This window comes from Anaeromicrobium sp., assembly GCF_025210435.1.
Lineage (GTDB): Bacteria > Bacillota > Clostridia > Peptostreptococcales > Thermotaleaceae > Anaeromicrobium.
On record NZ_JAOART010000057.1, the window covers coordinates 1 to 7,118 of the forward strand.

A 7,118-nucleotide genomic window follows, 5' to 3' on the forward strand; every position below is an offset into this window, starting at 1 on the left:
CCTGAAGGCCCACCATTTTAATTTAATATGTAGGGGTATAGCTCAGTTGGTAGAGCAGTGGTCTCCAAAACCACGTGCCGAGGGTTCAAGTCCTTCTACCCCTGCCAAAAAATTTCGGGGTGTAGCGCAGTTTGGTAGCGCATCTGGTTTGGGACCAGGGGGCCGCGGGTTCAAATCCTGCCACCCCGACCATTTTTTTTTATGCCCAGATAGCTCAGTCGGTAGAGCAGGGGACTGAAAATCCCCGTGTCGGTGGTTCGATTCCGCCTCTGGGCACCAAAAGAAAGCTTGAATAATTTATTCAAGCTTTTTATTTTATTTAAGGCATATTCTTTAATATGGTACTTAATAGATTTTTATAAAAATATAATAAGCTATTAGGTTGTATGTTTTTATCTAATTTAAAGACTAAATTTCCATCCATGTTAGAAATCCTATCTAAAGGTAGATAAAGGCATTTTTCACCATTTGGAGATAATCCCTTTTCTAATAGAATTTTTAAACTAAACTTATTAGAATACTTTTCATATTTGAAATCCAAAAGGGTATCGTAGAAGAAATAATCATTTTCCTCATTCCACAAAATAGAGCCTTCAATATGCAGGGCAGAATTTTTTATTATGTGTTTTGATATATATATTTTATAGTAATCTTCATGGTTAATTACATAGGGAAAATCTAAAAATAAATTTTCTTCTGGTATTAAATCTAATATTTTTAAGGTTTTACTAAAAAAATAAAGATCATCATAGTTGTGAAGTAAAATTACCTTTAGTAATTTTTCATCCTTAGTTTCTTCATATATGTTATATAGTGCTACACTGTCTTTTCCAGATATGGTATCATTCCTATGTATACCCATTAACTCCTCTACACTTTTTAATTTGTAGTTATGCAAGTTTAAAAGGTCCTTGTTCCTTCTTACTAAACATAAGAAATCCATACTTTTATAAGGATTAATAGAATCACTTATTTTATTATATTTCAATCTTTCATTAATAAAAGGTATGTCAAAGGCGTTACCATTGTAACTTATAAGTAAATGAAAATCTCTTATATCTTTCATAAACTGAAGTAACATTTCTTTCTCTTCACTTCTATTATTGCAAAAATATTGTTTTACTATTATTTTTCCATCACATATATAAAGGATACCTATTAATATAATCTTACTATTCTTACGACTAAGACCAGTGGTCTCTATATCAAAAAAGGCAAAGTTAAGATTTGAATAATATTTATTAAAGGATGATGGTGTGTTAAAACTTTCTGAAATTTCGTGGATAAATATTTCCATTATTGAGTCCTCCTGTAAATTAGCTATATATAATATAATAAGATAACTTTACAAAAATACAATAGGTAATTTCTAAAGGGGTGATTATATGGATTTTTTAGAAAGGTTTATAGATAGTATAGGTAGGGGAACACATACTCTATCAGTAAAAACTGATGAGGTTATAGAATTAACTGAGATGAAGGTAGATATAAAGGCTATAGAAGAAGAGATTGAAAATCATAAATTGTATATAGGGCAAATTGTATATAAATATTACACACAGGAAAAGGGAACTATGCCTACTAGTGAAATTAAAAGAATATGTATGGAAATAAGACGTTTAGAGAAGAAATTATATATGATGAAAGATAAGATGGTTAGGAAAAGGGGTTACACCTATTGCAAAGGCTGTGGGCAAATTATTAAGAAAAAACAAAACTATTGTCCTAAATGTGGGAACAGAGTACTAAAATACTAATTTTACTGGAGGAAATTGTAGAAAAACGTAGAATAATATAATGTAGGACAACATGATGCACAAAATCTTAGTGTGAAAGAATTTAACTAAAGGAAGTGGAGAGGTACCATATGAAAAAGATATATTTAAGTGAAATGGAAGAGGATATGATTTTAGCAAAAGATATATTAGGCCCCTATGATCAACTTCTTATTGCACGTGGAACAAGATTAAGTGAAAATGTAACGGATAAGATAAAGGAACTAGGTGTTCGATATATATATGTAATCGCAGATTTCCATAAGGAAGAATCACAAGACGATTATAAGAAAAGAATAAAAGAAGAAAGGCAATTGAAGGAAAAATACGCTGATTCTTTAAATAAATTTAAAGATGTTTATAATGAAGTTCAATTAGGTAAAAAAATAGAGACTAAAATCGTAGAAGAATCTGTAAATGGATTAGTTGAAAATGTTGTTTTAAATAACAATGTATTAAAAAGATTAAGAGAAACCCATGTGGTAGATGATTATACTTATACTCACTCTATTAATGTATGCGTTCTAGCTACTATGATAGGAAAGTGGTTAAATTATAGTCAGGAAAAACTAGATAAACTTGCAATGGCAGCATTCTTACATGATATTGGAAAAGCAAAAATAAAAAAGGAAATATTAAATAAACCAGGAAGACTTACTAGGGAAGAATGCTCAGAGATGAAGAGACATGCAGAATACGGGTATAAGTTAGTACAAAATGATGACAAATTGGACTTTAACATATGTTGTGGTATACTTCAGCATCATGAAAGGTTTGATGGCAGTGGATATCCATATGGTTTAAAAAGTGAAAGAATTCATGAGTTTGCTAGAATTATAGCCATAGCAGATGTCTTTGATGCCATGACTTCTGAGAGATCATATAAGGATAAGGAATCCCCTTTTAAAGTGGCAGAAGAAATAGAAAATGAAGCATATGATAAATTAGATCCATATATATGTAATATTTTCTTGTGGAATATATCTAAATTTTATGTAGGAAATATAGTGAAATTATCTGATGGAAAAATAGGAGAGATAGTACTTGTAAATAAACAAAGGCCAACAAGACCTCTAATAAAAGTTGGGGAAAATTTTGTGGATTTATTAAAAACTTCAGACGTTAAGATCGTGGAAGTAATAGGATAGATAATAAATAATCAGGCATATGAAAAAATAAGGTAGCCAGATTCCTTAGTAATTTTGTTCAGTTTATTGATTATGAAAGGGTGCCAATATAGGCATATGTAAAAGTTTACGTGATTAATAAAATGGACAAAAGGACAAGTAAGCTGGCTATTTTATATGCCTCATATGAGGTACCATGCCTTGAAAATAATCCAGATTCTTCAGAGACCTAACTAGTTTATTTTTGCATATGCCTAAATGTAAAAAACCTAGCCTCGCGGGCTAGGTTTTTTACTAGTTTACGTTCAAAAGGGGTATTGGGAATAGAGATTATATTATCGAGGTTATCAGGGGGATAACCACTAAACAAATTATAACAAAAAACGACAATGGTTGCAACACTTTCGACTAAAAAATATATTTTAAAACAATAATTTTATGAATATGTTCAATTATAATTATCAAAATAAAAATATATGGGTAATTTACTTTACAAAGAAGGATTAATAATATAAAATATGCAAAGGCATGTAAAATACAGTATTGGAGCGATAAATATGGAAGCTTATTTTGATAATAGTGCTACGACTAAACCTAAAGGGGAAGTTGTGGATATTATGCTGAAATCTTTAACCAATTATTATGGAAATCCATCTTCCCTACATAAAAAAGGTGTAGAAGTAGAAAAATTAGTTAAAAATGCTAGGAAACAGGTAGCTAAATCTCTTTATGCTAAACCTGAGGAAATAATATTCACATCTGGAGGAACTGAAGCTAATAATTTAGCCATACTAGGAACTATAAAAGCTAAAAGAAGAGAAGGTAAAAAAATAATTACTACTAAGATAGAGCATCCTTCTGTTCTTAATGTATATAAGACATTAGAAAATAAAGGATATGAGGTAGTTTATTTAGATATAGATAAATATGGAATGATAAGTATAGAAGAACTAAAAGAAAATTTAACCCATGATACTATATTGGTTAGTATAATGCATGTTAATAACGAAGTTGGAACTATACAACCTATAGAAGAAGTAGGAAAAATATTAAAGTCTTTAAAGAAAAGGCCTACTTTTCATGTGGATGCTATCCAATCCTTTGGAAAAATGAAGATTTCACCACAAAAGATAGGAATAGACTTATTATCAGTTAGTGCTCACAAAATACATGGACCTAAGGGCGTAGGAGCCCTATATATTAAAAAGGGAACTAAGATACAACCCATAGTGTTTGGAGGAAGCCAAGAGACGGGTATAAGGTCAGGTACAGAAAATGTACCAGGTATATTGGGTTTTGGGGCAGCCGTATCAGATTTTAATGATAAAATACAAGAGCATATCCAGTATATTAAAAACTTTAGGGAAAAATTTAAAGAAAGATTATTGGAACAGGTTAAAGATATTAGGGTTAATGGTCATGAAACCTGTTATGCTCCTCATATTTTAAATATTAGTTTTTCTGGAATAAGGGGAGAAGTACTTCTTCATTATTTAGAACAATATAATATATATGTATCTACAGGATCTGCTTGTTCTTCTAATAAAAAAAGTAGCCAAAGTCATGTGCTAAAGAATATGAAATTAACTAATGAGGACATAGAAGGAGCCATACGATTTAGTTTTTCATATACTAATAAGATGGAAGAAATAGATTATGGGGTAGAAAAGATAAAAAGTAGTGTGGAAGAATTACGAATGATTATAAAGAGGTGATAAAATGAAAAGAGAATTAATAATTAGATATGGAGAAATTATTTTAAAGGGTCTTAATAGACCATACTTTGAAAATAAATTAATCAGACATATTAAAAACAATTTAAAGGATTTAGGTAATCTTAAGGTGAAAAAGGCCAATGGTCTACTTATACTAGACATGGAAGATTATGATGAAGATGAAGTAATAGAAAGGGTAAGAAAGGTATTTGGAGTGGCATCCATAAGCTTGGCATATGTATCAGAAGAAAAGAATATGGATAGTATTTGTGAATGTGCCCTAAAATTCCTAAAGGATAAGTTTGGTGATCATGGGGCAAGGACTTTTAAAGTAGAAGCTAAAAGGGCTGATAAATCCTTTAAAATTAAGTCGCCAGAAATAGCTAGAGAAGTTGGGGCATATGTACTTAAGAATACTGAGAATTACACAGTAGATGTACATAACCCAGAAGTAGTATTAAGGGTAGATGTGAGGCATAAAATATATGCCCATTCAGAAAAAATTAGTGGGTATGGTGGATTACCACTAGGCACTAATGGTAAAGGTTTGTTACTATTATCAGGAGGAATTGACTCTCCTGTAGCAGGATGGATGATGGCTAAAAGGGGAGTAGAAATAGAAGGTATTCACTACCATAGCTATCCTTTTACTAGTGATAGGGCTAAAGAAAAGGTAATAGAATTAGCTAGAAAATTATCAATATATTGTGGAACTATAAAATTACACTCTATAAACCTATTACCTATTCAAAAGGAAATTAATGAAAAATGTCCAGAAGATGAAATGACCATACTATCAAGAAGATTCATGATGAAGATAGCAGAAAAAATAGCTAATAAGCAAGAATGTAATGCCCTGATAACTGGAGAAAATATTGGACAGGTGGCTAGTCAAACTATACAGGGATTAACAGTTACAAATTCTTCTGTAAATATACCTGTATTTAGGCCACTTATAGCCATGGATAAGATAGATATCATTAAGATGGCTAGAACGATAGATACATATGAAACTTCAATTTTACCTTTTGAAGATTGTTGTACAGTATTTTTACCAAAACGTCCAGTTACAAAACCTAGGGTAGATAGAATAGAAAAATCAGAAGGTAATTTAGATGTAGATAAGCTGATAGATGAAGCTATAGGAAATATGGAAACTATAGAAGTGAACTTAGAAGATTAGAAAAAACTCCCTTTTTGGGAGTTTTTGTTTATATAAAGATAAATTATCTATAAAGGCTATAATTACATATAAAATATAAAAAGTGAAATGTTTACAATGTTTTTTTAAAATGATATATTAGTATAGACTAAAATTTTAAAGGGGGACTAGAGATGACAAAGAAAACTATAGCACTATTAGTAGCACTATTAATTGTAGTATCATTGGTAGGATGTAAAAAGGAGACTCCTAAGGAACGATTAGAAAAGGCCTTTGAAAATTCTATGAATTTAAAAACTGCAACCCAAGAGTTTGATATGAGTGCTAACATAAGTGTTCCAGAAGAAGAAATAAATAAAAACCCCATGATAGGCATGTTTGTAGGAATGATAAATCAAGCTAAACTAAAGGGAAAATTTGAAATTGATCAAGAGTCATTTAATATGGCAGGAAAAATAAATGCAGCTGTAAGTGGAATGTCTTATGAAATGGAGATTTACTATAGTCCAGAAAAATATGTAGTTAAACTACCAATGCAAGAAAAGTATATGGTATTATATGAAGGCAAGGATGAAAATTTAAATGAAAACAAGGAAGAAATGAAAAAGCTAAGTAAGACAATGAGTAAATCCCTATTAGAACTTATTAAAGATGAAAATATTCAAATACAAGAAGACAAAAAACTAGATATAAATGGAAAAGAAGTATCAGTAACACCTATTGTCATAAGTTTTAATGATAAAGAATTTAAGGAAGTAATTAAAAGTATATTACCTAAGTTGTATGATAATCCCATGTTTATGAAATACACTATAGAAAATGCAAAAAGACAAAGTATCCTTTTAGGAGAAGAAAAGTCAGAAGAAGAAATTAAAAAAGAGTTAGAACAGGGAAAAGAAGAAATAAATAAGGGATTAAATGAATTAGATAATGTTATTACTATAAAAAAGGTAAACCTGGTATACTTTTTAAATAAGAATAATGATGTAGTAAGTTCACAAGTAGATATTAATGTTAATCTAAAGGCAGATGGGGAAACTCAGAGACCTGATATGTATTTAGGCATTAATGCTAATAGTAAAATATATAATATAAACCAAGAAATTAGTATACAAATACCAGAAATAACTGAAGAAAATTCAATGAAAATGGAAGATATGAAAAGTAGATTACAATAAAATAAAAGTATGGTCAAAAGATTAAAATGGTATCTATAGAATGGACACTTTGAAAAAAAGTGTTTAGACTATGGGTACTTTTTTTATACAATATAATATAAGAATAGGAGGCTATTAAATGAGCAAAATTTTATTCACTAAAAAAGATATTAAAAAACTTA

General features: G+C 29.9%; 6 protein-coding genes and 3 tRNA genes. 8 read left to right on the forward strand and 1 reads right to left on the reverse strand.

The window, feature by feature from the left end; translation table 11 throughout:
- Nucleotides 1–31: 31 nt before the first annotated feature.
- From N4A57_RS06905 to N4A57_RS06915, 3 genes are all read left to right on the forward strand, one after another.
- Nucleotides 32–107, forward strand: a tRNA-Trp gene (locus tag N4A57_RS06905).
- Between the two features lie 8 nt (nucleotides 108–115).
- Nucleotides 116–192 (forward strand) — tRNA-Pro (locus tag N4A57_RS06910).
- An 11-nt stretch (nucleotides 193–203) separates the two neighbouring features.
- Nucleotides 204–279 (forward strand) — tRNA-Phe (locus N4A57_RS06915).
- A 40-nt stretch (nucleotides 280–319) separates the two neighbouring features.
- Here the strand turns inward: N4A57_RS06915 and N4A57_RS06920 are convergent.
- Nucleotides 320–1,297, reverse strand: coding sequence for a ribonuclease H-like domain-containing protein (locus tag N4A57_RS06920; protein WP_293657091.1), 978 nt, complete (start codon nucleotides 1,295–1,297; stop codon nucleotides 320–322).
- 88 nt (nucleotides 1,298–1,385) lie between these two features.
- On the opposite strand from N4A57_RS06920, the gene N4A57_RS06925 reads away from it, so the two are divergent.
- From N4A57_RS06925 to N4A57_RS06945, 5 genes are all read left to right on the forward strand, one after another.
- On the forward strand, nucleotides 1,386–1,757 hold the full coding sequence (locus tag N4A57_RS06925) for a hypothetical protein (protein ID WP_293657093.1): 372 nt from the start codon (nucleotides 1,386–1,388) through the stop codon (nucleotides 1,755–1,757).
- Between the two features lie 110 nt (nucleotides 1,758–1,867).
- Entirely contained in the window at nucleotides 1,868–2,923 is a 1,056-nt protein-coding gene (locus tag N4A57_RS06930; RefSeq protein ID WP_293657095.1) for an HD-GYP domain-containing protein, read from the forward strand.
- Nucleotides 2,924–3,459: 536 nt separating this feature from the next.
- Nucleotides 3,460–4,617, forward strand: a complete 1,158-nt coding sequence (locus tag N4A57_RS06935; protein WP_293657096.1) for a cysteine desulfurase family protein — start codon at nucleotides 3,460–3,462, stop codon at nucleotides 4,615–4,617.
- A 4-nt stretch (nucleotides 4,618–4,621) separates the two neighbouring features.
- On the forward strand, nucleotides 4,622–5,800 hold the full coding sequence (thiI, locus tag N4A57_RS06940) for a tRNA uracil 4-sulfurtransferase ThiI (RefSeq protein WP_293657098.1): 1,179 nt from the start codon (nucleotides 4,622–4,624) through the stop codon (nucleotides 5,798–5,800).
- A gap of 152 nt (nucleotides 5,801–5,952) precedes the next feature.
- Nucleotides 5,953–6,957: a hypothetical protein gene (locus tag N4A57_RS06945; protein ID WP_293657099.1), complete on the forward strand. Its 1,005-nt coding sequence runs from the start codon at nucleotides 5,953–5,955 to the stop codon at nucleotides 6,955–6,957.
- Nucleotides 6,958–7,118 lie beyond the last annotated feature (161 nt).